This window comes from Jannaschia aquimarina (assembly GCF_000877395.1).
Taxonomy (GTDB): Bacteria; Pseudomonadota; Alphaproteobacteria; order Rhodobacterales; family Rhodobacteraceae; genus Jannaschia; species Jannaschia aquimarina.
The window spans coordinates 1-25,194 of the sequence record NZ_JYFE01000036.1 but is presented as its reverse complement, the minus strand read 5'-3'; the positions used below and the strand labels follow the sequence as shown (position 1 = coordinate 25,194).

The window sequence follows — 25,194 nt, the reverse complement described above, 5'->3', positions numbered from 1 at the left end:
AACGCCACTCAGGATGCGGCGATCACAGAAGCAAAGGCCCTGTAGGCCTCCGTCACGTCACGCGCGGTGGCCTCGGAGATCGCGAGACCTTCCAGCGTGTCGGCCGGTTCCGGCCCTGTCCGCCGTTCGATCCGGGTGTGTTTCGCACTCGCCGTCGGATCGCCGGCGCCGCCCTTCGTCGATACGGCCCGGCTGACATAGCTGTTCTCGAGCGGCGGATCGAAGGAAAGCGCAGACGAGATCCGCGCGAGGGTCGCCTCCGGGTCGCTGATTAGGTGTGGATGGAGGATTCCGACACGCCGGTCGACAGGAAACCGGAACCAGTGGTCTGACATGGTTGCGAGGCGGTCTGCATAGTAGCGGGCCGCCGCCTCGTCGTCCTCGTATTCTCCGCGGTCCAGCGAGGAGAAGAGCTTGCGGATCGACCGGATCGTCGCCCCCGGCGGTCGGACCACGAAGATGGCCCGCGCGCGGTAGAACCCGGGAGTCGCATCGAGATCGTGGCGGTCGTGCAGGATCTTGTCGAACAGCGAATGCGCCTTCGGAGACCAGCTTCGGCGGAGCGCCTGATTTACCAGTAGTCGTCCAAGCGCGCCCTGCCCGTCATACCTGATATGCGCCTCTCCGTAGCCGGAGATATCGGGGCGGGAACACAGAACGTTGCTGAGGGCGGTCGAGCCGCACCGCATATGCGCAACCACGACGATCAGCCGGTCGTAGCGACATTGGGGGCTGACCGTGGCGACAGATGCGCCCAAGGCCCTCTTGGCGGTGTCACGTACGGTCATGCTGTTCCCGTGTCCCCTGAATTGACCCGGAAACACCGGCGCGTCCGGGCCGGGAAGTCAAGGCGCGCCGGGGGCGGCGGGGGGCGCATTTGCCAAGGGGCCCCGGATGTGCAAGCCGAAAGAGGCGGCCGCAGCTTTCCACGTCGAGGGCGAGCGATCCGGAATGGGTCCTCATTGCGCCGATCGAGACGCCGACCAGAGGGTGATGCGAGATGAACCATCATGCGCAGGGACTGATACCGCCCCCGGCCGACCCGGCATCGCGGGCCCTGATGCCCAATCTCTTCGTGATCGGCGCATCGAAATCCGGCTCCAGCGCGCTGCACGCCTACCTTCGGCACCATCCGGAGATCCACATGAGCCGGGAGAAGGAGCCTTGCTTCTTCGTGGACCAGGAAGAACTCGAAAAGGCCTGGCCGATCATGGCGCGGCAGGCCTGCAGCCATGACTGGCAGGCCTATCTGGATCTCTGGCGGGGCGGAGAGGCCGCGACGTATCGCGGAGAGGGATCGGTCTTCTATTCGCAGGCGCCGGTCCGATCGGGCGTCCCGGCACGCATCGCCGCGGCCTGCCCGGATGCTCGGATCGTCTACACTGTAAGGGAGCCCGTGACCCGCGCCATCGGACATTACTGGCAGCAATTCAAGGAGTTCGCCGAGCCCCTCCCCCTGGACCGGGCGATCCGGGAGAATCCGCTCTACCGGACCACGTCGGACTATGCCCTGCAGATGTCCGAATATCTGGAGCATTTCGATCGCAGCCAGATCTATGTGCTGGTCGCCGAGGAACTGCGCGAGAACCGCAGAGAGGTTCTGGACGACCTGATGGTCTGGCTGGGGCTGGAGCCATTTGCCTACAGCGAAGAGCAACTCGCCGATGTTCATCGCTCTCCGCCGGTCTCCCGCCGGCAGCGTCTGCCGTTCGTGAAGGCATTCCGGGATTCCGCGCTCTGGGCGAGCATGAGGAAGCGGCTTCCCGCGAGTATCGTCGCCCAGTTGCGGAAGACGGCCACGACGGAATTCTCGAAATCCGACATCGACGAAAGCGAGGCACGGGCTTGGCTTACGGACCAACTCGCCCCCCGGACGAAAGAGTTCGAACGGCTGATCGGGCGAGAAATTAACCAATGGAAGTAAAGGTTGCCCGGCGAATCAGCGAATTTCGCGATTCGAAACGGTGTCCTGCCGCACAGTGTAAGACGCGGGAAATGTGGTAGAACTACGCTCGAATCATGTGCGCCGGCAAATTGTCGTGCACATAAAGTCAACAGATAGGTCAGGGATTGCCTACTTGTGTCGGCACCCTTGACCTTACAACTGGTGGGAGTAGGCAACGGCAGAGACCTGCCGTCTTGCTCTCGCCCGTTCCCGTACGAACGGGCCGTACAGCGTGATTGGGTAAGGGGGAACACATGTCGAAGGAACTCGGAGCAATATCAGTTGATGCTTTGGGCGCTTACGTAGATCAGGCCGATCCCTCGCGGAGGACTGGCGGCATGTATCGTTCAACATTTAAGCGTGTTTTCGACCTTGTGTTCGCACTCATGCTGCTTCCGTTGATCGCCCCTATCGTCCTCGTGCTCTGGCTGGCCGTCCGCAGGGATGGCGGTCCGGGCTTTTTCGGGCACGTGCGGATCGGCCGGGATGGCAAGCCCTTCAAGTGCTGGAAGTTGCGGAGCATGCGCGTCGATGCGGCAGCTGCCCTTGTCGAGCATCTTGCCAAGAACCCCGACGCCGCGGCCGAATGGGCCAGGGATCAGAAGCTGACGGTCGATCCGCGTGTCACCCCGCTGGGCGCGTTCCTGAGGAAGTCGAGCCTCGATGAACTGCCGCAGCTCTGGAACGTGATCCGCGGTGACATGAGCCTCGTCGGACCGCGCCCGATCGTCCGCGCAGAGTTGCCGCGTTATGGATGCCATGCCGCCGAGTACATGGCCGAGCGTCCGGGTGTGACCGGCCTCTGGCAGGTATCCGGCCGCAACGATGTCTCCTACGACGAACGGGTCATGATGGATGTCGAGTACCAGCAGAAGATGAGCTTTCGGCTGGATATCCAGATCATCCTCGGAACGCTGGGCGCAGTGATCGCTCGGACCGGTCGCTGACAGCGCAGGCGGCCCCGGATCCGCCTTCCCGTTGACCTGCCGTGACCGACGCGGTTCAAGGCCGCGTCACACGCCATCGCCAACAGGACCGATCCCGGGTCCGCCATCGGAGCGACCATGAAGACCATTGTTCCCGTCATCCTCTGCGGCGGTTCCGGCACGCGACTCTGGCCGCTGTCGAGAAAGAGCTATCCGAAGCAATTCGCACAGGTGACCGGCGAGCAGACGCTGTTTCAGTCGACTGCGCAGCGGATGACAGGCGGCCCCGCCGAGTTCGGGTTCGCAGATCCCGTCATCGTCACGAATTCGGATTTCCGGTTCATCGTGACATCGCAACTGATGGATGTCGGGGTCGATCCCGCAGCCGTCCTGATCGAGCCGGAGGGGCGAAATACGGCCCCAGCCGTCCTGGCCGCCGCCCTGCATCTACAGCGACAGGATCCGGATGCGATCATGCTGGTCGCCCCGTCCGACCACATGATCCCCGATACAGACGCCTATCATCGGGCCGTAGCCACGGGCCTCGCGGCCGTGGAGGAAGAGAAGCTCTGTCTTTTCGGGATCGCTCCGGACCGGCCCGAGACGGGCTATGGCTATCTGGAACTGAGCGAGGCGGCCGGCGCGGGTGTCCAGCCCCTGGGCGGCTTCGTCGAGAAGCCGGATGCCCAGCGCGCAGCCGAGATGCTGGCTTCGGGCCGCTATCTCTGGAACGCTGGCATCTTCCTCTTTGCTGTCCGCGACATCGTCGCGGCGTTCGAACGACATGCCCCGACCATCATGCCCTGGGTCACCCGGGCGCTGGACGAAGCGCAGAGCGATCTCGGCTTCCTGCGTCTCGCCCCCGAGCCATGGAAAGAAGCAGACGATATCTCGATCGACTACGCGGTCATGGAGAAGGTCCCCGATCTACGGGTCGTCCCCTTCACCGCGGGCTGGTCGGATCTCGGTGACTGGGAGGCCGTCTGGCGTGCCTCTTCCCCAGATCCCGTCGGGGTCGTCGCCGACCATCGAGCGACGGCGATCGATTGCGAGGATACGCTTCTCCGATCCGAGAGCGACCAGGTGGAAGTCGTGGGGATCGGGCTGAAGGACATCGTCGCGGTCGCGATGAACGATGCCGTTCTCGTCGCGCACAAGAGCCGTACGCAGGACGTCAAGAAAGCCGTCACCACGCTGAGGGAAAGCAAGACCGCTCAGGCCGAGACCTTCCCGATCGACCATCGGCCCTGGGGCTGGTTCGAATGCCTGATCTCGGGCTCCCGCTTCCAGGTGAAGCGCATCCACGTGCATCCGGGTGCTGCTCTCAGCCTGCAGAGCCATGTCCACCGGTCGGAACACTGGATCGTGGTCGAAGGCACAGCACGGGTGACTGTCGATGACGACGTCCGACTGATGACCGAGAACGAGAGCATCTACGTCCCGCTCGGCGCGACGCATCGGCTGGAGAACCCCGGCAAGGTCCCGATGGTACTGATCGAGGTCCAGACCGGTTCGTATCTCGGCGAGGACGATATCGTCCGCTACGAGGACCGCTACGCGCGGAACGCCGACCTGGCGGATTGAGGCGATCAACGCCGCCGGAGACGGTCCGCGACGAGCCCGATCGCCTTTTTCTCGATCCCGGCGGGCGACCCTGCGAGCCGCCAGAGCAGGAACACGGTGCCGAGGTAGGCCAGGGAGACGGCAAGCGTGCCGAACAGGAGGCCGCCGAACAGGGCCAGGCCTTCAGACGGGACGATGAGCCGGAGGATCGTCCAGCCAATGCCCGCGCCGACCAACGTGGCGACCACCGGACGCAGCATGGAGCGGAGCTGGGCCGCCGCCGACATGCCCGTCAACGTTCGTACGAACACCATGGCGATCACGGCATTCGCGAGGTTCCCGAACCCGATCCCAGCGATGACGCCTTCGATCCCTGCGAACGCGAAACCGAAGGCAATGGCCGGAACCCTGATCGCAAGGGCAAGCGCGGCCACAAAGAAGACGAGATCGGTCCGTCCCGCCGCCATCGCAAGCGCGCGGAACGGGATGCGGACAAGCGCTGGCATCATCGCGATGGCGAGCAATTGCAGGAACGGGGCGGCGGCCTGCCACTCCGAGCTGAAGGCCAAGGCGACGAACGGCTCCGCAAAGACCGCCGTCAGCAGGTAGGCCAGCAACCCCATCGTCAGGATCGCCGTATCCGCCAGGGTATACCCCCTTCGCAACCTGTCCCGGTCCTTGCCCGCAATCACGAAGCTCGACACGAGCGGTGCGTTGACCGACGTCCGCACCGACTGTTCGACGATGCCCGTCAGATTGGCCGCGACGCCGTAGAGCCCGAGAGTTGCGGTGGGGATGAATGTTCCGAGAAAGAGCCGATCGAACTGCCAGCCGATCGCAACTGTGAACTGCGCCGGAAACATCCACCCGAGAAACGCCCAGAAGTAGCGGAATTCCGAGAGTGACAAACGGGGTCGGTAGGGGGCAAGCCAGTAGGACAACGACACCGCCGATACGCGTGTCACCAGCGGAGAGACGGCGAGCGCCCAGTAGCTTTGCGTCAGAAGGCCAAAGGTGATGGCGGCGACGACACCGAGCGACTTGCCACCCACATCCATGATGAAGGCTTGTCTGAAAAGCAGCGATTTGAAGAAGGCCGACATCTTCGGGCTCATCATCGCGCGAACCGCGGGGCCGATACCGAGGACCAGTAACAGCGGCGCAAGACGCGGGTCGTCGTAGAAGGCGGCAACGGGGTAGGCCAGCAGCGCCACTATGGCGAACAAGACTGTCCCTCTCAGCAAGCCGAGAGTGAAGGCCGTGTTGAAATGCCGGTCCTCGACCTTGTCGAGCCGAACCAGGGGGGTGGTCAACGGCAGGTCGGTCACGACGTCGAGGATCGTGACGATTGCCATCGCGATGGTGACGAGGCCGAAATCCTCGGGCCGGAGGAGGCGGGCGAGGACTAGCAGCACGATGAAGTCCGATCCCCGGACGACGAGCCGCGCGAAAAGCATCCAGATCGATCCGGCAAGCGTCCGCCGACCGAGTGTCTTGCCGCCTTCCGGAGGAAGATCCGTCACGCCCCGCCAGTCCCGAACAGCAACGCGGCGCGGCTTCCGCTGCCCGCCAAAATCGTAAATGCAATCAAAAAGCTCTGCCTTCTAAACTCGGGTCAGCCGAACGGCTCCGCGATCCATAACCGGGTCCTCAGCCTGCGCCAATCGAAACGGCCTTCTCCCTCGGTGGCAGATCGTCCTGCTGAGATGCCCACCAATAGGCACTCGCAAGGCCGGCGACACCGCCCGCCATGAAGAAAAAGAGAAAACCCATATTCGGGGACGCCTGCACGACGAGCGAGCGCATGATCAAAGCGACGCATCCCATCTTGAGGGCGGAAGCGACGCGGATCGTCTCGTAATCCGCCCCGGAAAGGCGGGTCGCAAGAAGGCGCGCGTAGAAGATCAGCATGAAGACCATGCCGGGCAGCCCCAATGTCGCCAGCACCGCCGGCACCCAATTGGACGCTCGGACCGATCCGAGACCCGCGCCCAGCAGGTTCGTATCGAGCCAGTTCTGGAAGGCCTGCCGGTTCCAGCTCATCCGTTCGACGCCCGAATTGCTGTCCAGCTTGTCCAGCAGGGACCGGTCGATGAAGGACTCGACGGCCGGGACGAGGGAATAGACCGCGTAGCTTCCGACAATCACGAGCGGCAGCGTCGCCATGGCCGAGATCAGGATGCGGCTTGACCCGCGCGTGAGGCCCGGCGATTGCCCCGAGAAGATCTGGGTCAAAGCGAACACAAAGACGAACCCGGCTGCCCCGACATAGGCCGAGGACGACGTGCACCGGATCAGAGCGAACGTCGCAAGGGCAAGCCAGATCCCCGATCCGCGCCGTCCCGTCGCGCTGCCGGTGAACCAATGGCTCAGCCAGAAACCGAAGAGGCCAAGCGCAAAGGCTCCGTAGCTCGACGCCTCCGGAAACCCGCCGATCATCCGCCGGAGGCCGGCCATCTCCTGACCGAGCGTGAGCGCGTAGTTCGCTGTTCGGATCGGAGACAGGAGGGCGGACAGCCCGGCGCCTGCGCTCAGAATATCCGCCAGACCCAAGGCGACATGGACACCCGTCGCCACTTTCATCGCAGTCAGAAGGCGACCCGCACGGGGATCCCGGTAAATCACGAGCGCGACCACGAGGAATATGCAGAGGCACAGCATGTACCGATAGAGTTGCGACAGATTTCCCGTGGTCGGCCTGAGAGGAATGGAGATGATCCCGTCCACGTTCGCAGCGCGGCTCAGGCTGAAGACCTCGGTCTGACCCTGAAACACGCGCGGCATGAAGGCGCTGACGAAGATCGCCCAGACGAGCAGCAGCAGGAGCGGGACAGCGATCCGACCCGGAGAGAAGACCGTTCCGATATCCGTCCAGATGCCCTGACGCAGCAACATAAGGACGAACATCGTGAGCACGGCGAGGTCGATCCCCAGAATCGACGTGTTGCCGATCGCAGGCATGTTGATGGCGGCCATCATTCCGAAGGGCAGGATCGCCGCCAGCGCGGTGAGGCCCGCATAGGGACCACGGATCGCCAGCAGGATGAGGAAGGCGAACACGATCGGTGTGCTGACGAGGATCTGCATGATGTGTCGGTTCAGGTGCGCGGGGAAAGGCCGCTCGGAACTCAGGCGGTTGTACCTTACGGCATTGGATCGTCTATAGCAGGGGAGCAGGGAGGTGTCTGCGGGTTCGCCTGGATTTCTCGGTGTGCCAAGCGTTTCGTTCAAGAAGGTGGTTTTCTCCGATGCGATATGCCCCCGAAGCGGACATTGTCTTCATTCATATCCCAAAAAACGCAGGCCAGAGCGTGCGGAACGCGATGGCTAGGGCGACGGCGATCTCCTACGCGCCGCTTGCCAAGGATCTCGGCATCTCCGAGGCCGAAGCGGAGGTGGCGGTCGAGAAGGGCATGGACGTTCCGAAACTCGGCATGATCCATCCTGCCCATCTGCCGCTGTGGCTTCTTAAGGAACGGTTCCCGGCATCTTGGCGGATCTTGAGGGACGCGCAGAGCTTTGCGCTCGTTCGAGCTGTCCGCCCCCGTTTCCTGTCCGCGGTGATGCAGCGCCTGCGGGAGTTTCGTGACACGGGCCCGATCCGCTCCGACGATCCGGTGGTTCGGGAAGAGGCGGCGCGCGTCTGCGAATGGCTTGCGACGCAGGCTCGCCCGGTCGCGCTGGAATACGTCCACTTCATCCCGCAGAGCCATTTCATAGACATGGACGGACGTCGGATCGTGAACGCGATCTTTCCGACCGACCGGATGGATGCCGTCGCCGATTGGCTGGATGAGGCCGGATTGCATATCGAAATCACGCACGACCATGCCCGACGCCAACCGAAGCCATGGGCTCGTCCGATACAGCCGATCGCGCGCTTCGCGGGGAGGTACCTGATGCCCCATGCCATCAAGCGGGCCCTTCATCCGATCTGGGCGCGCAGCGGCGCGTTCGCGGACGCGGCGGGTGGCTATGCGCAGGTCGATCTGGGATCCGATGTCGAGGACTTCATCGCGTCCTATTACGCCTCCGACCAAAAGATGTTTGAAGAGTCGCTCGCGGGCATCGACCGGAAAAGCGCCAGCGAATGACGGCCAGCAAGATCTACGTCAACGGCAAGTTTCTTGGCGCCGGCCTGAACGGCGTGCATCGGACAGCCGCCCATTTTTCCGATGCGCTTCTGCGACAGGGCGGCGGGCAGACCGAAATCGAGCTTCTCGCCCCCCGGCCCTTTTCGCCCGACCCGGCTTTTCCGCGCCTCGTGCCGCGCGTGGTGCAGGGTCGGCTGGGCCCCGGGCAGGGATGGGAAATGCTGACCCTGCCCCGCGCAGCGCGCGACGGACTGCTGGTCAACTTCTGCAATCTCGCGCCGCTTTTGCACCCGCGATCGGTCGTCATGATCCATGACGTCCAGACGTATCTCTACCCCGAAGACTACACGGGGCGGCAGGCGGTGGCCTACCGCATGCTGCTGCCGTGGATCGGACGCCGGGCGGTCCGGGTGCTTACCGTCTCGGACTTTTCGAGGAAGATGCTCGCGAAATATGGCATCGCGCCCGAAGCGAAGATCGACGTTGTCCACAACGGCACGGACCACATCCTCGATGTCGCGCCCGATCCGTCCATCCTCGCACGGCATGGGCTGACCCGGGGCCGCTACGTGATGACCCTCGGCTCGGCAAAGGGTTACAAGAATATCCGCAGGGTCTTCGACGCGATGCGGGAACCTCTGGCGGAAGAATTGCCTCTTGTGGTCGCCGGAGGGCCGCCGGCGACTGCCTACGAAGCGCGGGGGTGGACACCTCCGGCGGGGACGGTCTTCACGGGCTTCGTATCCGACGCGGAACTCCGCAGCCTCTACGCCGGTGCGAGCCTCTTTGCGTTTCCGTCCCTGACCGAAGGATTCGGATTGCCGCCGGTCGAAGCCATGCATTGCGACACGCCCGTGGTCGCCGCGGATGCGGGTGCGATGCCGGAGGTCTGCACCGACGGTGCGATCCTCGTCGATCCCGCCGACACCCGGGCGTGGAGAGCGGCATTGCAGGCGATTTGCGATCAACCGGACCTGTCCGCCGACCTGATCTCAAAGGGCAAGGCGAGGGCGGAGCAATTGACGTGGGCCTCGGCAGGCGCGCGCGTCTGGTCGTGCCTTCAACCATTGCTCTGAACGAAAGAAACGGGCCGCCCCGAAGGACGGCCCGTTCATCATTCCAATCGCCCCCGCACAGGAGGCAGCCGTTCATTCAGCCAAATGTGGCGTCGCCATCGGCGTTGAAGCCGAGGAACGTGATCTCGTCGGCATCCTGGCCGCGCAGCTTCACGGTCGTGTCGCCATAGGTCAGGATCGTGTGCTTGCCGACCTGCGCCACCATCACATCCGCCTCGGCCGCGCCGACGAAGACGAGCACGTCCTGGACACCATCTTCGCTGGTGCCATCGTCGAAGCGGACGACCTCGTCGTTGCCGTCGTCGTTGTCGAAGACGTAGGTGTCGCTGTACTTCGTACGACCGCCGGCCGTCGAATCGCCGAACAGGATGTCGTCGCCGTTCCCGCCGATCAGCGTATCCTCGCCGTCACCGCCCTGCAGGCGGTCTGCGGACGGAAGCGTTTCTTCGCCGTCCTCGTTCGGACGCTCGCTGCCGGTCGCGCCGAGCAAGAGGTCATTGCCCTCGCCCCCACGAATCCGGTCCTGGCCGGCATCGCCGTCCAGCGTGTCGTCACCGGCGCCGCCTTCGATCTTGTCGGAACCGTGACCGCCGGCCACAGAGTCGTTTCCATCGCCGCCGATCAGAAGATCGCTTTCACTGGAACCGTGGATGGTATCGTCGCCGGCACCGCCGTCGACCGTGTCACCACCAAGACCTGCTACGAGATCGTCCGGACCGTCCGTACCGATAATTGCACTCATGACTTCCCCCTTTCGGAACTAAAAACACGCAGTCAGTCTAACTGCTGCCATGTTCCTACCAAATTTACCGACCGAAGGGTAAGAAATTTCTTGCCGGATTCCAGCACTTGACACGATAATCCGCAGTGATTCGTTCCAGATTGTTTCGGAAACACAGTCATTTACGGAGCCGTCAATCCTATTGTTCGCGTTTTCGCACCTACATATCGAGGATACGGCGCGGATCGGCCCTTCCAGTGGCGATTTCGGCCAATGCCTTCCAGTTTCCCCTGGCGCGGGCACGGCGATCGATCCAAGGCTCCGGACGTAACATCTTGATATGATTCGCGACCAGGTTGCGTGACATGAGCCGCAGGGCGAACCGCCTCGTCATGGTTCCCTTGCGCCAGAGATACCAGGGATTTGCCATCTGGCTGTATCCAAGCCGCCGGCCCGCGGTCTCTCGCCCCGACTTCGCGCCCCGGTGCACTCCGGCAAACGCATCGGTCTTGACCCGTCGCCCCGGGATCCGGGCCGCAAAGTCGATATCCTCCTGCCACCCATAGAGCGGAAGGGTCTCGTCGAACCGTTCCGTCCCGACCGCCGTGAGGCGGTACACCATGTTGCAGCCATAGAGGCCGGCGAGACCCTCGCGAATGATCGTCGGGGCTTGCTCCGAGTGATCCCGTTCGTACGCCGTCACGAGGTCCATCGCGTCCCCGTGTGAGTAACCCGCGCCGTGTATCCCGTCCGCGATGAGATCGCCGGTCGCCCCATTCACATCGGCAAACGCGTCGAAGAACGCTTCGACACCGGCGAGTGACGTCTTCGTGGGCACGAAGTCGTCGTCATAGAAAACCACGATGTCTGCCCTGTCTCCGATCTTGTCCAAAGCGGCGTTCCGCTGACGGGGCAGGCCTTTCTCGGACAGGACGACGGAAACCTCCGTCTCGTCCGGAAAGAGTTCGGATGGGTCGAAGCCAATATCTTCCGGCCGCGTCACGGCAAAGACGATCAGATCCGCCTGCCGTGTCTGCCGGACGAGCGGCTCGATCAGATCCCGCACACAATCCGGACGGCCGACAGAACAGATCGCGACGGCCAGGCGAGATTTCGCGAAGGTGCGCTGTGTCATTCGGTCCCGTCCCGACGGATCGTCCGCGTTTTCTTCTTTGCGTTGATAGGCAGTCGTCTTAAGCGTGCAAGGGCCGGTTGGAAAACTGGAAATGGTATGGCTCCGCAAGAGGCGCCGACGCCCCCCGCGTTGAATGAGGGGGCGAGCGCCGGGAAAAAGCATGTCGTGGTGCTTGGGGGTGGCATCGCGGGTCTCTCGGCAGCCTATCGGCTGAACCGGGCCGGCTATGCTGTGACTCTGCTCGAGGCGACGGGCAGGCTGGGCGGCACGCATCGGGACTTCCGGATCGGCCCCTACACTTTCGATGCAGGTTCATTCTTCTACGAAGGTGGGGCGCGGCTCTTCGATCTCGCACCGGGTCTGAAAGAGATGTGCCAGACCCGCAAGCGGATCCTACGGCGCGTGGCGCGCGGGGGGCAGATCCAGCCCTATGCCTTCACCCTGTCTGAACTGCGTCGCTGGCCCCCGCGGCAGCTGGTCGTGGGACTCTTCGATCTTCTAACCGCCCGGATGCGCCATCGACGCGACGGGACGCTCGACGCGATCTGCCGTCGGAGGCTCGGGGACACGATCTATGCCGGGACTGGCCTGTCCGACTACATCGCGCGCTTTCACCACATCCCGGCCAACCAGATCGACGAAGCCTTCTTCTTCAGCCGGATGTCGCAGATCGACCGGGCGACACGCTCCAAGGCCATTCTCGACCAGGGACTTCGGATCCTGCGTCTAAAGAAACGCCAGGTAAAGGTGTGGCCTCCACTGTATATCCGCCCGGCCGAGGGGTACGCTCCGATCTTCGGTGCGATCGCGCGTGAACTGTCCGACGCTGGCGTCTCCCTCAACCTCGAAGAGCCCGTGACCGGAATAGCGCGAGGCGCGGCGGGCCTGACCGTCGAAACTGCGAAAGCCCGATATTCAGCGGATGCTGTAGTCAGCACGATCCCGGTGGAGGTGGTGCACAGGCTCCTCTTCGGAGAAACGACCGGTCTCGTCTCCTTGAACCTCCTGACGCTCTTCGTCTCTGCCGCATCGATCACGGAAGAGGCAGGCAACGTCCTCTACAATTTCGAGCGTGACGGAGCCTGGAAACGCGCGACGATCTACTCTCGCCTTTACCCCGAGCAGGGCGACGGCCGTGCCTTCTTCGCGGTCGAAATCACGTTGCCCCCCGGGTCATCGCCCGACCCGGAGAAGGCCTTCACCGAGACGGCTGCCCATATGGAGGGGCTTGGTCTGGCCGAAGGAATGTCATTCGAAGGGCATACGGTCGTGCCGCATGCCTATCCCGTCTACTCGGTCGGGCTGCAGGACGAAGTTCAGCGGATCCTGGACAGGATTTCCGAGTTCGGCATCGTAAGCCTCGGCCGACAGGGCCGCTTCGAATATCTGCCGACATCCACCGGTGTCATCCGCCGCGTCTCGGAGGAGCTTGCGAGTTCCGACCTCGTGCCCCTAAGTGTTTCCAATAGCGAAACGACCGATCCAGCGAGAAGTTAGCCTACGCGATGAGAGCCCCAGGCGCCTTCCCTCTCAGACGAGCGATCCGTGGCCTTTGCGTGGCTTTTGTCGCCGGTTTGGCATCCCTCCCGCTGGCAGCTTGGGCAGACGGGATGCGGGGGCCGGCGCTGGGAGCGGCGTCAAACCTGTCCCAAGGCTCTCAGCCTGACGTGATCCGGCTCGCCCGGCGGCTGGGCGTGACGGATTTCAGGGATGGGATGGCTTGGCGACGCGTCGAACAACGTCCCGGTGTGTTCGATTTCACGACGCCCCGGACCGGTTATCCCCGGCTTCTCCTACGGACGGATGCGGATGTGGGGGTCGTCCTGAACTGGGGCAACCCGATCTACGAAGGGGGCGACACGCCGACCTCTCCCGAGGGCATACGCGCCTTCGGATCGCTCGCGGGCGCGCTCGTGTCGGCATTCCCGGAGATCGACAATCTGGAGATCGGAAACGAATTCAACGGGACGAACTTCGTGCGCGGCCCCATCGCCCGCATGTCCCCGCTGGAGCGGGCCCGCGCCTACGTCCCGCTGCTCCGGGAAGCGGCGATCGAAGCCCGGCTCGAAAACCCGGATATCCGGATCATCGGCGGCTCCACTCATTCGCTGCCGGCCGGATATCTCTGGGAAGTTCTCGAAGCGGGCGGCGCGCCGTTTCTGGATGCGCTCGCCATCCATCCCTACACCACACCTGCCGAGCAGCTCGTCCGTCAGGTAGAGGTTCTGCGCCGTCATCCGCTCGCACGGGATCTCCCCCTTGAAGTGACCGAATTCGGTCATCCCGATCCCCGAAGGGCGGCCGCTCACTTCGTGCGGAATTACTGCCAGATGGGTCTCGCGGGCGTGACCCGTGCGATCTGGTATCCGATGAACCGGCGCGATGACGGAATGGTGCCGCTGTTCACCCCGGACGGACGGGTCACGCCTGCGGGCCGGGCCTATCGTCTGATCGCCGCCCGGATGGAGGATCGACCCCTCTCGGACGCATCCACCGATGCGGTGACCTATGGCTGCCTTTATGGCGAAGATGTCCTCGTCTTGTGGGGCGCGCCGCGGGACGTCAGCATTGGAGACGACGTCCAGGTGTTTTCGGCCAACGGCAGACCGACCTCTCCCCCGTACCGACTAGACCGTGACGAGCCCCTGATCTTCACCCGGGAAGGAGGGGACATTTCGAACGAGATCGAGCTCGGTGCCCATGGCATCCTCGCGGACAGCTTCGACCATTACGGGTATCCCCGCGGAGACGAGACCCAGGGTCCGGCGGACCCCTTTGAGCGTTTCGCGCGCCGCGGAGGGGAGTTGCACCCCCTCCTGACCCGTCCGGGCCAGGAAACCGGGGGCGTTCCCTGGTTCCCCTACCGGGCCCCCAATGGCATGAACCCGGCCCGTCTCTCGGCCGACAGCCTTGTCCCCGCGGGCACCGATGACGATCCGGTCGAGATCTTGCATCGCTACGTGGCCGAAACCGATCAGGTTCTCGATCTGGCCGCCAGCTTTGCGGCAGCGGCGCGCAGCGCCGACGGGATCAGGGTGCGTGTGACGCGCGGAGAAGAGATCCTCGCCGATATCGTCGACAGGGAACCGATCGAGCTGGCGATGAACGCGGTAGAGCTTGCGGCGGGCCAGACGCTCGATATCGCCGTCGGTCCGAACCTGACGCCTCGGGGCGACGTGACGCGGTACCGGATCACTTTGTCCAAGAGCTGAGCGGGGGTCCGCCTCCGGTCATCAAGCGGGCGCGCCGATCTGATCGAGCGACCTGCGTATCCCCGTTTGAAAAGCGGACAGGTCGAAATTCCTCGCATGTGCGACCAGGCCGTCAGGATCGGCATCGAAGAGATCCGATTTCTCGAAGCGTTCCACGGCGTCGATGATGGCTTCGACGCTCTGATCCCGAAAGAACAGTCCCGTCTCGCCCTCGACCACGGTATCGAGCAGGCCACCGCGTCCATACCCGATCACGGGTCTGCCAGAGGCCATCGCCTCGACGGGCACGATCCCGAAATCCTCCTCTCCGGGAAAGATCAGGGCACGGCACCGGGCCAGATGATCCTTCAGCGTGGCGAAAGGAACCTTGCCCAGAAACTTGGTCTTGGGGCCCGCATCCTTCGCAAGCCGCCTGACCGTTTCGTCCGGCCCACCGATCACGACGAGGGGCTTGTCCAGCTTCTTGAATGCCTCGACCGCAAGGTCCGGCCGCTTGTAGGGCACCAATTCCCCCGCCCAGAGATAGAAATCACCTCTCTCGGAGGCAGCGACCGGCGCGAACTCCTCGACGGCGACCGGAGGAGGCACGATATCCGCCTCCCTGCGCCAGTATTTCCGGATCCTGGCCGCGACATGAGCGGAGTTGGCCGCGAAGCCGTCCACCCGGGCTGCGCTCGTCACGTCCCATTGTCGCAGACGATGGGCAAGAGGCGGCATCAGGGCACGGGTCAATGCACCGGCTCCGTTCCGGTAGACATGATACTGATCCCAGAGGTACCGCATGGGCGAATGACAGTAGCAGAGATGCGGCGCATCCGGCGGCGGGATCACGCCCTTGGCTGGTCCGGCCTCTGACGAGAGCACCAGATCGTAGCCGGTCAGATCCAGCTCTTCGAGGGCGCGGGGCATCAGCGGCAGGTACTTCTGGTAGAGCTTGGGCGCCATCGGCAGCCTGCCGATCCGGGTCGTCTGGATCCGGTGCGATCTCAGAATGGGGCTCAGGCTTTCGGGTACGACGACATGGGTGAAGATATCGGCCTGCGGGAACATGCCGCAAAGGGCCTCGACGACCTTCTCGCCACCCCGCATGCCGACGAGCCAGTAATGGATGATGGCGACCCGAGGGCCGCCCAGACTCGGGTGGCTCATTGCGAGACCGCAGACGAGGCGTCCACAGTCACGACCAAGGTATCGCCGGGCAGAAGCGGCGTCGTCTGTTCGACCGGATCGCGATCCGGGGCCGCATCGCGCGATGAGAAGATCTCGAAGGTGACGTCGATCAATTCGGCGGTGATGAGCGCCTCGACATTGCCACCCGACAGGACCCCTCGCTGCTCCAGCTCCCGTGCGTAGCGCAACTTGGTGTCTTCGAGCCGGACGAGGGCCTCCGCACGTGACTTGAGCGCGTCCTCACGGCGGTTGCGCAGGAAGAGCGTCCTCAACCGCTCCGCATCCGCGATCGTATTCGCGGCCACGATCTGAGCGGATTCGAGTTCGAGAATGCGCGACCGCGCCTCGGCTTCGCGCTGTTCCGCATTCAGGAGGCGCTGGGCCGTCTGCAACCCACGTTCCTGCAAGTCCTGTGCGTTCTGCAGATCCTCGGCAAGCCGGGCGGCGGATTCCTCCTGCACGGCGATGCGCTGGGCGAACAGTTCGCTTTGAGCCTCGGCTGTCTCGATTATGCGGGCCCAGATCCCCAACAGTTCCTCTTCACGACCCCTGACGTTGTCCAACGCCTGCTGCTGGTTCGCGATCAGCACATCCAGATCAAGGGCTGCGGGCATCGGGATCCGCTGGCGCAGTTCCATGTCCAACTCGACGATCGCCTCTCCGGCGAGTTCAGCGTCGAGACGCGCGAGTTCGACGATGGAATCCGCGATTTCCAGGTTGAGGATCCGAAGCTGGCCTTCGTTCGCGACCCGCGCCCGTTCAACCTCGAAGCGGCTCACGCCGGTTGTCTGCGTTCCCTTGGCCAGGCCCAGGGCCGTCGTGACGGTCATTCCCGGGATGAAATCGAAACGGCCCGGCCCGCTGACGTCGCCGGTGACGATGACCGGGGCATATTCGGTCACGAAGATATTGACCTGGGGGTCGACGAACAGACCCTCCTCGGTCATCGTCGCTTCAACCGCGTCCTCGACTTCGTCGATCGTCAGGTCGGCCGCCGCGACGCCGCCGATGCCCGGCAGCCGCACCTCTCCGTCGATATCGACCTGAACGATGACCGGGTCGATCGCGCCGGTGTAGTTGACCTGGATCCGATCCCCCTGGGTCAGCCGATATCCACCTTCCTGAGCGGCCCCGGCCGTCGCCACGAGACCTGCCGGCACCGCAATGCCGGCACAGAGGACGAAGGTTCTAGCGATTCGCATAGCTGTAGTCTCCGGAAGTCCCGTAGGTTTCCTGCTCATCTCGCGAGTCGACCATCGACATGACAAGGCCGATCGACCGCGCACCCGCATCCTCGACCGTCCGAAGAGTATCCTGAACCGCATTTCGCCGGGTGGTCGTCTGTTTGACGACCATCAGGACGGTATCGATCAGACCGACGAGCGTCAGCGTATCCGCGACCAGCAGGACGGGCGGGGTATCGACGATGACCATCTCATAGCGGGACTCGAGGTCCTTGATGACCTCCCGCAGCCGCTCGACGGAGGTGTCGTCGATCAGTTGGGGGTTCCGTCCGCGCGTCGTGATCAGATCGAACCCGAACGGATCGACCCGGTGGACAGCAGCCTCGACGTTGCATTCGCCGCGCAACAGGGCCGTCAGATCTCCGCCACCCTGGGGATCGTATTCCAGTTCCCGTCCGAGGTTGGACCGCCGCAGATCGAAATCCAGAAGGACGCATCGACGGTGGGCCAGACCTTCGACTGTGGCCAATCCGACGGCCGTGGTCGTCTTGCCCTCGCCGGGAACGGAAGATGTGATCAGGACGGTTCGCTGCGTGCCGGAGATGTGACGCGGCCGAATGTTCTCCCGCAGGATCCGCAGCCTGTCGGCGAACGGCTGATAGGGAAGTTTCTGGATCGACTTCTGCATCCCACGCAAGGATCGCCAGGCGCCGAGCGGCAGCGACGTCAGGACGGTGATGCCGAAAGAGCGCTCGATCTCGGAGGCCCGATTGAACCCCCGCGTCGAGATCGCACCGGCAAGAGCGGCGATGACGCCGATCATGAAGCCGACGGTCCCGCCTAGGACGGAGAACAGCGTCGTGCGCGGCGCCGATGGAGCGCCGGGCACCTGCGCGGTATTCACCATTCGGGCGTCCGCGCGCTGCAACTGCTCGACCGACCGGGTCTCGTTCAGTCGCTCAAGCATCATCTGGTAGATTGAACGGATCGCCTCGGCCTCCCGCTCGAGTTGCCGCAGCTCGAGCGACGATCTCGACATGGCGCCCGCACGTTCCTCGATTTCCGAAAGGCTGCTTTCGAGAGACTCGGACCTGATCTGGGCAACCTCGGCGTCGTTCCGCAGGCCCGCGACGATCTTGCGGACCTCTGCGGCGAGATCCTCGACGATGGCGTCGATCTGTGCCTGCAAGCGCTGCCGTTGCGGGTGCTCCGGACCGAGACGGGTCGCGAGATCGGCATCCTCGCGCCGCAGGGCAAGCAATTGCTCCCGCAGGGCGACGACGAGGGGCGAGGACAGCAGTTCGGATGCCGCCTCGATGCCTTCGGCGTCGATAAGGGTCTGGATCCGGTCGAAGCGCGATTTGACGGAGGCGAGGTCCGCCTTGGCGACCGAGACCTGCGAGCTGAGTTCGAGCAGCTGCTGTTCAAGCGTCTCCGCCGATACGCCCGCCGTTTCGAGCTGGCTCCGGCGAAACTCCTCGACGGCCGCCTCCGCGGCCTCGACCGAGGCGCGGATTTCCTCGACCCGCTCGGTCAGGAAGCTCGACGCGGACCGGATCGTCGCACTGCGCTGTTCGATCTGGCTGGAGATGTAGGTCTCGGCGATCCGGTTCGCGATCTCCTTCGACAGGACGGCATCGGTCGTCGTGACCCCGATCGACAAGAGATAGGATTGCCCCTCCCGCCAGACCGTGACCTTGCGGCGCATGGAGACGAGAAGGCGGCGCATCCGCCGTTCTTCCTGCGTGATCGGCGCGCTGGCCCCCTCGGCCCCGCCGCCAGAGCCGCCCAGGCCGATTGCGCCCCTGAGCCGGGACAGTAGGCCAGGGGGATCATTGGCGGGATCGATGGGATCCAGTTCTCCGGGACCGAAGCTGGCGATCACCTGTTCGAGAAGGAGGTTTGACCGCAGGACGGCGAGTTCCGTGTCGACGACGGAATTGTTCAGCGTCAGGTCAGAGATGATCTCGTCCGATGTGACGACCTGCACCGTCCGGGGGTCGAGCATCACGCTCGCTCTGGCCGTGTATTGCGGGGTCAGACGCGAGACGATCGCGTAGGCGATGAGCATGCCGATGACCGTCGCGCCGACGATCAGCCATTTCCGCCGCCACAGCGCAATGAGAAGCCGGCGAAGGTCGACCGTATCCTGCGTCGGCGCCGGCCGCATCGGCGGGCCGAACTGGGGCACTGTCAGATTGTCTGCGTTGCTGTTCACGATAGGACGTCCCAAGAACCGAGAAATCCGCACGCCGCCCGGTTTTCCCGGATCTGAGGTCCCTCGGACGTTTCCGACCCCGGCGGAGTTCATACCACGCCTTATTCGCTCGCACGGCATGGCTTTCGTTGCAAGGGTCGCACCCCGTCGGACATCTTGAATGCGGCGCTTTCGCCGCTTGCCTTGTCTTCGCCCGCCTCACCGGAAAGAGTGCGCGAAAATCGGGACCCGAGAGGACTGGCGGATGCGTGTCGTCATCGTCAACGATGCAAGCGTCGCGCGCGGCGGTGCGACCGGGCTCGCCCTCTTGCAGGCCCGCGAGCTTGCCGCGCGGGGGATCGAGTGCACGTTCTTCGCCGCCGATCGGGATCCGAACCCGGATTTGACATCTCTCGGCGTGACTTGGCGCAACGCCGGCGCGGATCCGCTGATGAAAGCGCCGCCTCACGTGGCCGCGACGCGAGGGCTCTACAATCGCAAGGTCGCGGCCGAGCTCTCGGACCTGATCGCGTCTCACGACGACGGGAAGACGGTCTACCACGTGCATTCGTGGTCCAAGACCCTGACGGCGGCGGTCTTCGCCCCGCTTTCGGACGTCGCGAACCGGGTTTTCATCCACGCGCATGATTTCTTTCTCGCCTGTCCCAACGGGGGATACATGGACTACCAGGCGATGGAGCCATGCGCCCGGATTCCCCTGTCCGTCGACTGCCTCACGACACATTGCGACAAGCGGAGCCGGGCGCAGAAGGTGTGGCGCGTCACCCGGCAGCTGATCCTTCGCCGGACCCTGCCCCGGACCGCCCCCTGGGCAAGGATCCTGATGATCCATCCCGGGATGGAGCCGCTTCTGGCTCAGGCGGGCTATCCGACAGATCGGCTGCGCGCCCTTCGGAACCCGGCGACCGCCCCCACCGAGGCGCGCGTGGAGGCGGAAGCGAACAACACGTTCCTCTTCGTGGGCCGTGTAGAGGCCGAAAAGGGCGTCGAGGACCTGGTCGAAGCCGCCGCCGAAGCGGACGTCCCCCTCGTCATCGCAGGAGAGGGGCCGCTACGGGAGGCCCTGGCCCGCAGATATCCGAAGGTGCGCTTCACCGGCTGGCTCGACCGCGACGCGATCGCGCACGAGATGGCACAAGCCCGCGCGCTTGTGATGCCCTCGCGCTACCCGGAGCCGTTCGGCCTCGTCGCCGCCGAAGCCAGTCTGTCCGGCCTCCCCGTGATCCTGTCCCGGACCGCCTTGCTCGGCCCGGAAATGGAAGCGGCTGGGCTTGGCTTCACTTGCGACACGCGGAACCCGGCCGCCTTTGCGGCCAGTTTGCGCAAAGTCGCCGACATGGACGCGTCGGAGATCAGGACGATGAGCGAGACGGGCGCACGTGGCGCGCACGGTTTGTGCACGACGCCCGACCAATGGATCGACGCACAGATCGAGCTCTACAGGGCGGCGATCAAAGCGTCGTAGAGGCGCTTGGTATCCGCCTTCGCCTCGGCGACGACAGCCGCCCGCGCCGTGTCCTCCATTCCCTCCTCCGCAAAGCGCAAAAGGATGTCCGCCGCCTCCTCAGCGGACAGAGCAGCGAAGTCGTGCAGGCAATCGGACCGCCCGACGGATCCAAGGAACGCAGCGACCTTGTCGTCCCATGCGAAGGCGAGTTGCGGCACACCGAACGAATGCGCCGCGATGATCGCGTGCATCCGATAGGCGGCGATCGCGTGACATCCGGCAACGATCGCCGCCAGATCGGACGGTCGCGCTGGTCGCTCCGCGGAAACAGAGATCTCCCGGAGTTCGGACTGGATCGCCTCGGCCATCTCGATGTCTTCCGGAGAGCCATTGGTGAAGGCCACGACCTGCGCGCCCTTGTCCAAAAGCGCGCGAGAGAGATCGACAAAACGCCGACCGAGTTCGGATGCGCCCATTCGGGCATCCGAATGGTAGCGTATGGCGACATCGCTCATGATGCCCAGTCCAATCCGCGGTCGACCGGATGTGGGACGAGCGGGCGGATCATATCGCAAGCTTGCCATCAGGCCCGGATCGCGAACGACCTCGGCCTCAAGCCCCGCCACCTCCGCGAAACGATCGTCCCATCGCTCTTTCGAAGCCTGATCCCTGAGAAAGACGGCGGCGGGTGGATGATCCTTCAACGCGCGCCTCAGACGGCGGTCACCTTCCTCCGACCAATGGGCAGCCATTCCGCAAGCGAAGAACGCGACGGGGAGCTTCCGCGCACGACACGTGTCCAACGCGAGCGCAAGCTTCGTCGGGAAATTCAGATCGTGATCGGAGAGGAGGTTTCCTCCACCGATGACGACCGCATTCGCCCCTTTGAGGCCTGCGGCGTAATGCGGCCCCCAGATCCTGCGCGATGCGAGGGCCAGAGGCACGCGAACGGCCTGATGCCTCAACCAGTCGGGCATGGCCGACAGAACGGCCATGATCTTGCCCCGCCCCGCCATCTGGCTACCGTAGTCGGCCCGCGCAGCCAGGTCGATCGAGACCGCTTCCAGCGCGCCACAGTCGAGCAGCGCGGCTTCGAGGCATTCCGACAGAAGACCGTCTCCCAGGTTCGGGCTGTATTTGACGTTCATGCAGCGGATCTTTGGCGCGTTCGAATCTGTCATTGTGGCACGCGATATTTACCTTGGGTTAATTAATCTTGATTGACGACGCATTAGCAAAGATTGACCTAACGTTAATAGCGGCGAGATATTGACGTAAGGGTAAAGCGCGCGCCGCTCTCGATTACGCAAAGTCACCCAAAAGACCAGTGCGAACAGACAACGAATCTTGAGCGGATTGTCCGCTGAGGCGATTGTCTCATTTCGGTCGAACTCATTGAAAATGTGTCTCGATTTTGTCCTGCCCAAGGCGGATCGGTGGATTGTTGCCGATCGCGATTTATTGGCCGCTCTTAACGTTCCATTAACTGCCATTTTGAAACAAACCCCGCACTACCGAACGTGCCTTACCATTATTTCGACCATCTCAGGCCGCGTTCTCCGACTTCAAAGTTTCCAAACGCCGCTTGCTCGGCCTGGATCCGGTTTGATTGCTCACTTCACGGATCCGGCGGCCGCATATTCGAAGGGAAGAAAAGCCATGATCCGATCCGCCCCCTCCGGCGACCTAGTGACCGCGGACCAGAAAGTGAACGACCCGAAGGGCCGTGCCACCTGGTATCTCGAACAATCAAGCAAGTCCGAACTCCACATCAATGTCGAGACCGCCTGGCAGGATTATTCGGGCAAGGGCGTGAAGATCGGGGTGCTCGACACGCAGATCGACTTCACGCATGTCGACTTGGCCAAGGCCTACGACACCAAGCTGGACTACAACTTCGACCTGGATACCGGCGACGTGCCAAGCGATGGCAGCGCGCTGACGACGGATCACGGCACGAGGGTCGCGGGGATCATCTCGGGCGAAAAGGACAACGAGATCGGCTCGGCCGGTGTGGCATCCGGGGCGACGCTCGTCGGTCTCGGCGTCCATTACAGCGCCAGCAACGTGGTCGATCAGATCGTCGAAGGGCTCTGGGCCGCAGCCGACCTTGACGTCGTCAACAACAGCTGGAGCTTCACCCAGAACTTCGCGGACGACTTCTCGAGCAAGACTTATTCCGACATGGCGGCGGCGCTGAAGAACCTCGCCGTCAACGGTCGTGACGGCCTTGGCACTTCCGCCGTCTTCTCCGCCGGAAACAATAGCGAGTGGGGATCGTCGAACTACCACAACTTCCAGAACTCGCCGTTCTCGATCGCCGTCGGCGCAGTCGCCCCTGACGGCGCGGGCGCGAAGTTCACCAGCATCGGCGCGAACGTACTGGTCTCCGCGCCGGGCGTGGACGTGATGACGACGACCATCGGCGACCGCTACGACTTTGCGAACGGAACCTCGTTCGCGGCCCCGGCCGTGTCCGGCGTCATCGGTCTCATGCTCGAGGCCAATCCCGAGCTTGGCTACCGCGACATTCAGCAGATCCTCGCCCTGACGGCAAAGCGCGAAGGCCTGGCCGACACGCACAAGATCGGCCAGGGCTGGATCACGAACGGATCCGATGGCTTCAACGGCGGCGGGCTGCACCACAGCGATGTCTTCGGCTACGGCATGGTGGATGCCACCTCGGCCGTCCGCCTGGCCGAAACCTGGACCGAGCAGTCCACCTTCGAGAACCGTGCCACGGTGACCAAGTCCGGAAGCCTCGACAAGCAGATCCAGGGCGGCAAGCAGGACACGCTGAAGTTCAGCTTCGAAGTGAAGGAAGACGTCGAGATCGAGCATGTCGAGCTGTCGCTCGACCTGAGCTGGGCCTATGCCGGCGACATGGATCTGATCCTGACCTCACCCGAGGGAACGAGCGTCCATCTCGTCTACAACCTCAGCGGGACGAGCCGCGAGTCGATCCGGGACTTCACGCTCAGCTCGGTCGCCACGATGGGCGAGATGTCCGCAGGCACCTGGACCGTCGAGATCAAGGATCACAGCGAGGGAACCGAGGGCCGCACCGGCTATCTCAAAGGGTACAAGTTCCAGGCGCATGGCGACGCCGATATCAAGAACGACCTGTACGTCTATACGGACGAATTCGGCTCGCTCTACGACGGCGCCGATCTGGAACGCCGCAAGGACCTGACCGACACCGATGGTGGGACCGATACCCTGAATGCTGCGGCCGTCACGTCCGATAGCATGATCGACCTTTCGGGCGGTGCATCGATGATCGCCGGGATCAATGTCGACATCACCGGCAATCGGATCGAGAACGCATTCACCGGCGACGGGAACGATACGCTCAAGGGCTCCAAGGCGGCCAACCACCTGTCTGCCGGCCGCGGGAACGATGCGCTCTACATGAGCGCGGGCAACGACACGCTCGACGGTGGAGCCGGAAAGGACACATTGCACGTCGACGCCAAGATCGGCTCCGTCGAGGCCTTCCTGACGAAGGCGGGCGAGATGATGATCGGCCTGGCGGATTTCGGCACCAGCCTGATCCTGGATATCGAGACCTACCGGTTCACGGATGTCACTCTCACGCTCGATGAGATGAAGGCCTGGATCAAGGACGGCGGGAAAACCGCGCCCGAACCCGAGCCGGAACCGACGCCCGAGCCGGAGCCCAAGCCCGAGCCCGAGCCCGAGCCGGAACCGACGCCCGAGCCGGAACCGGAGCCTGAGCCGGAACCGGAGCCCGAGCCCGAACCGGAGCCCGAGCCCGAACCGGAGCCCGTCTTCGACGAAGTTCTGGAAGGAACGACCTCGAACGATCGCTTGCGCGGAACCGCCGGTGACGACTCGATCGACGGATTGAAGGGCGACGACTACTTGCACGGACGGGCTGGCGACGATTACATCTTCGGCGGGCTTGGCAATGACAGCCTGCGTGGCAGCAATGGCCACGACACCCTCGAAGGCGGCGCGGGGAACGATAATTCCATTGGTGGTCGCGGCAATGATGTCATGCGCGGCGGAACCGGATCCGATGTCCTTCGCGGCCGTGAAGGGGACGATACCCTCGAAGGCGGGGCGGATGACGACGTTCTGAAGGGCGACGAAGGAGCCGACCTGTTCGTTTTCGACCTCGCCGATGCGAGCGCCGGGTCCATCGACCTCATCCTCGACTTCAATGCGTCCGAAGGTGACGCGATCGCCGTGGAGAGCGTGGATACCGGCTCCGACTTCGACGTCGATTTCGTTGTCGAGAACGCCGATACCTTCCTGGAGGTCCGGACCGGTGGTACGACCTATCGGATTGCCGAAGTACGCGGCGAAGATCTCAGCGATATCTCCGTGAACGTCATGGGTGAGGACACGTTCATCCTCTCCTGAGGCACCGACGAATATCTGGGCCCACCCGTTCCCGTTTCCGCTTCCACATGCGGAGGCGGCATCGGGCGGGCCCATCTCCTTCGGCAAAATGTCGGGCCCGCCACGATCACGGAT

The 25,194-nt window shown here is 63.7% G+C and carries 18 protein-coding genes; 9 read left to right on the top strand and 9 right to left on the bottom strand.

Features of this window, described 5'->3' with window-relative positions; translation table 11 throughout:
• Window positions 1-8: 8 nt before the first annotated feature.
• Entirely contained in the window at window positions 9-788 is a 780-nt protein-coding gene (locus tag jaqu_RS09440; RefSeq protein ID WP_052500888.1) for a sulfotransferase family protein, read from the bottom strand.
• 212 nt (window positions 789-1,000) lie between these two features.
• Here jaqu_RS09440 and jaqu_RS09435 point away from each other — a divergent pair, with 212 nt between their 5' ends.
• The 3 genes from jaqu_RS09435 (at window position 1,001) to jaqu_RS09425 (ending at window position 4,455) form a co-directional block, all read left to right on the top strand.
• Window positions 1,001-1,924, top strand: coding sequence for a sulfotransferase family protein (locus jaqu_RS09435; protein WP_052500887.1), 924 nt, complete (start codon window positions 1,001-1,003; stop codon window positions 1,922-1,924).
• Between the two features lie 275 nt (window positions 1,925-2,199).
• Window positions 2,200-2,892 (top strand): sugar transferase, encoded by a 693-nt coding sequence (locus tag jaqu_RS09430; RefSeq protein WP_052500886.1) that lies wholly within the window; start codon window positions 2,200-2,202, stop codon window positions 2,890-2,892.
• 117 nt (window positions 2,893-3,009) lie between these two features.
• Entirely contained in the window at window positions 3,010-4,455 is a 1,446-nt protein-coding gene (locus tag jaqu_RS09425; protein WP_043918726.1) for a mannose-1-phosphate guanylyltransferase/mannose-6-phosphate isomerase, read from the top strand.
• A gap of 5 nt (window positions 4,456-4,460) precedes the next feature.
• On the opposite strand, the gene jaqu_RS09420 is transcribed toward jaqu_RS09425, so the two are convergent.
• Together jaqu_RS09420 and jaqu_RS09415 are read right to left on the bottom strand one after the other, a co-directional pair.
• Complete coding sequence (locus tag jaqu_RS09420) at window positions 4,461-5,957, bottom strand: oligosaccharide flippase family protein (protein ID WP_043918725.1); 1,497 nt, start codon at window positions 5,955-5,957, stop codon at window positions 4,461-4,463.
• A 127-nt stretch (window positions 5,958-6,084) separates the two neighbouring features.
• Window positions 6,085-7,521, bottom strand: coding sequence for a hypothetical protein (locus jaqu_RS09415; protein ID WP_043918724.1), 1,437 nt, complete (start codon window positions 7,519-7,521; stop codon window positions 6,085-6,087).
• Between the two features lie 236 nt (window positions 7,522-7,757).
• Between jaqu_RS09415 and jaqu_RS09410 the strand changes: the two genes are divergently transcribed.
• On the top strand, window positions 7,758-8,528 hold the full coding sequence (locus jaqu_RS09410) for a hypothetical protein (protein ID WP_141134364.1): 771 nt from the start codon (window positions 7,758-7,760) through the stop codon (window positions 8,526-8,528).
• Window positions 8,525-9,604, top strand: a complete 1,080-nt coding sequence (locus tag jaqu_RS09405) for a glycosyltransferase family 4 protein (RefSeq protein WP_043918722.1) — start codon at window positions 8,525-8,527, stop codon at window positions 9,602-9,604. The genes jaqu_RS09410 and jaqu_RS09405 overlap by 4 nt, the downstream gene beginning before the upstream one ends.
• Before the next feature lie 76 nt (window positions 9,605-9,680).
• Here jaqu_RS09405 and jaqu_RS09400 read toward each other — a convergent pair whose 3' ends face one another.
• The gene (locus tag jaqu_RS09400) at window positions 9,681-10,346 is read right to left on the bottom strand and encodes a calcium-binding protein (protein WP_043918721.1); all 666 of its coding nucleotides are present in this window, start codon (window positions 10,344-10,346) and stop codon (window positions 9,681-9,683) included.
• A 199-nt stretch (window positions 10,347-10,545) separates the two neighbouring features.
• Window positions 10,546-11,460 (bottom strand): glycosyltransferase family 2 protein, encoded by a 915-nt coding sequence (locus jaqu_RS09395; RefSeq protein ID WP_043918720.1) that lies wholly within the window; start codon window positions 11,458-11,460, stop codon window positions 10,546-10,548.
• 96 nt (window positions 11,461-11,556) lie between these two features.
• On the opposite strand from jaqu_RS09395, the gene jaqu_RS09390 reads away from it, so the two are divergent.
• Together jaqu_RS09390 and jaqu_RS09385 are read left to right on the top strand one after the other, a co-directional pair.
• Window positions 11,557-12,957, top strand: coding sequence for a protoporphyrinogen/coproporphyrinogen oxidase (locus tag jaqu_RS09390; RefSeq protein ID WP_052500885.1), 1,401 nt, complete (start codon window positions 11,557-11,559; stop codon window positions 12,955-12,957).
• A 170-nt stretch (window positions 12,958-13,127) separates the two neighbouring features.
• Entirely contained in the window at window positions 13,128-14,672 is a 1,545-nt protein-coding gene (locus jaqu_RS09385) for a glycoside hydrolase family protein (RefSeq protein WP_141134365.1), read from the top strand.
• A 21-nt stretch (window positions 14,673-14,693) separates the two neighbouring features.
• Here jaqu_RS09385 and jaqu_RS09380 read toward each other — a convergent pair whose 3' ends face one another.
• The 3 genes from jaqu_RS09380 to jaqu_RS09370 are packed head-to-tail and all read right to left on the bottom strand — an operon-like array spanning window position 14,694 to window position 19,244.
• Complete coding sequence (locus jaqu_RS09380) at window positions 14,694-15,821, bottom strand: glycosyltransferase (protein WP_043918719.1); 1,128 nt, start codon at window positions 15,819-15,821, stop codon at window positions 14,694-14,696.
• Window positions 15,818-17,044: a polysaccharide biosynthesis/export family protein gene (locus jaqu_RS09375; protein ID WP_043918718.1), complete on the bottom strand. Its 1,227-nt coding sequence runs from the start codon at window positions 17,042-17,044 to the stop codon at window positions 15,818-15,820. Before jaqu_RS09375 ends, jaqu_RS09380 begins: the two co-directional genes overlap by 4 nt.
• Window positions 17,031-19,244 carry a GumC family protein gene (locus jaqu_RS09370; protein ID WP_043918717.1) on the bottom strand — a complete coding sequence of 738 codons (2,214 nt, stop codon included), beginning with the start codon at window positions 19,242-19,244 and terminating at the stop codon, window positions 17,031-17,033. Before jaqu_RS09370 ends, jaqu_RS09375 begins: the two co-directional genes overlap by 14 nt.
• Before the next feature lie 244 nt (window positions 19,245-19,488).
• Between jaqu_RS09370 and jaqu_RS09365 the strand changes: the two genes are divergently transcribed.
• On the top strand, window positions 19,489-20,709 hold the full coding sequence (locus tag jaqu_RS09365) for a glycosyltransferase family 4 protein (RefSeq protein WP_052500883.1): 1,221 nt from the start codon (window positions 19,489-19,491) through the stop codon (window positions 20,707-20,709).
• Here jaqu_RS09365 and jaqu_RS09360 read toward each other — a convergent pair.
• Entirely contained in the window at window positions 20,682-21,839 is a 1,158-nt protein-coding gene (locus jaqu_RS09360) for a polysaccharide pyruvyl transferase family protein (RefSeq protein ID WP_052500882.1), read from the bottom strand. The genes jaqu_RS09365 and jaqu_RS09360 overlap by 28 nt on opposite strands.
• Before the next feature lie 511 nt (window positions 21,840-22,350).
• Between jaqu_RS09360 and jaqu_RS09355 the strand changes: the two genes are divergently transcribed.
• On the top strand, window positions 22,351-25,080 hold the full coding sequence (locus jaqu_RS09355; RefSeq protein ID WP_052500881.1) for a S8 family serine peptidase: 2,730 nt from the start codon (window positions 22,351-22,353) through the stop codon (window positions 25,078-25,080).
• Window positions 25,081-25,194: the final 114 nt, after the last annotated feature.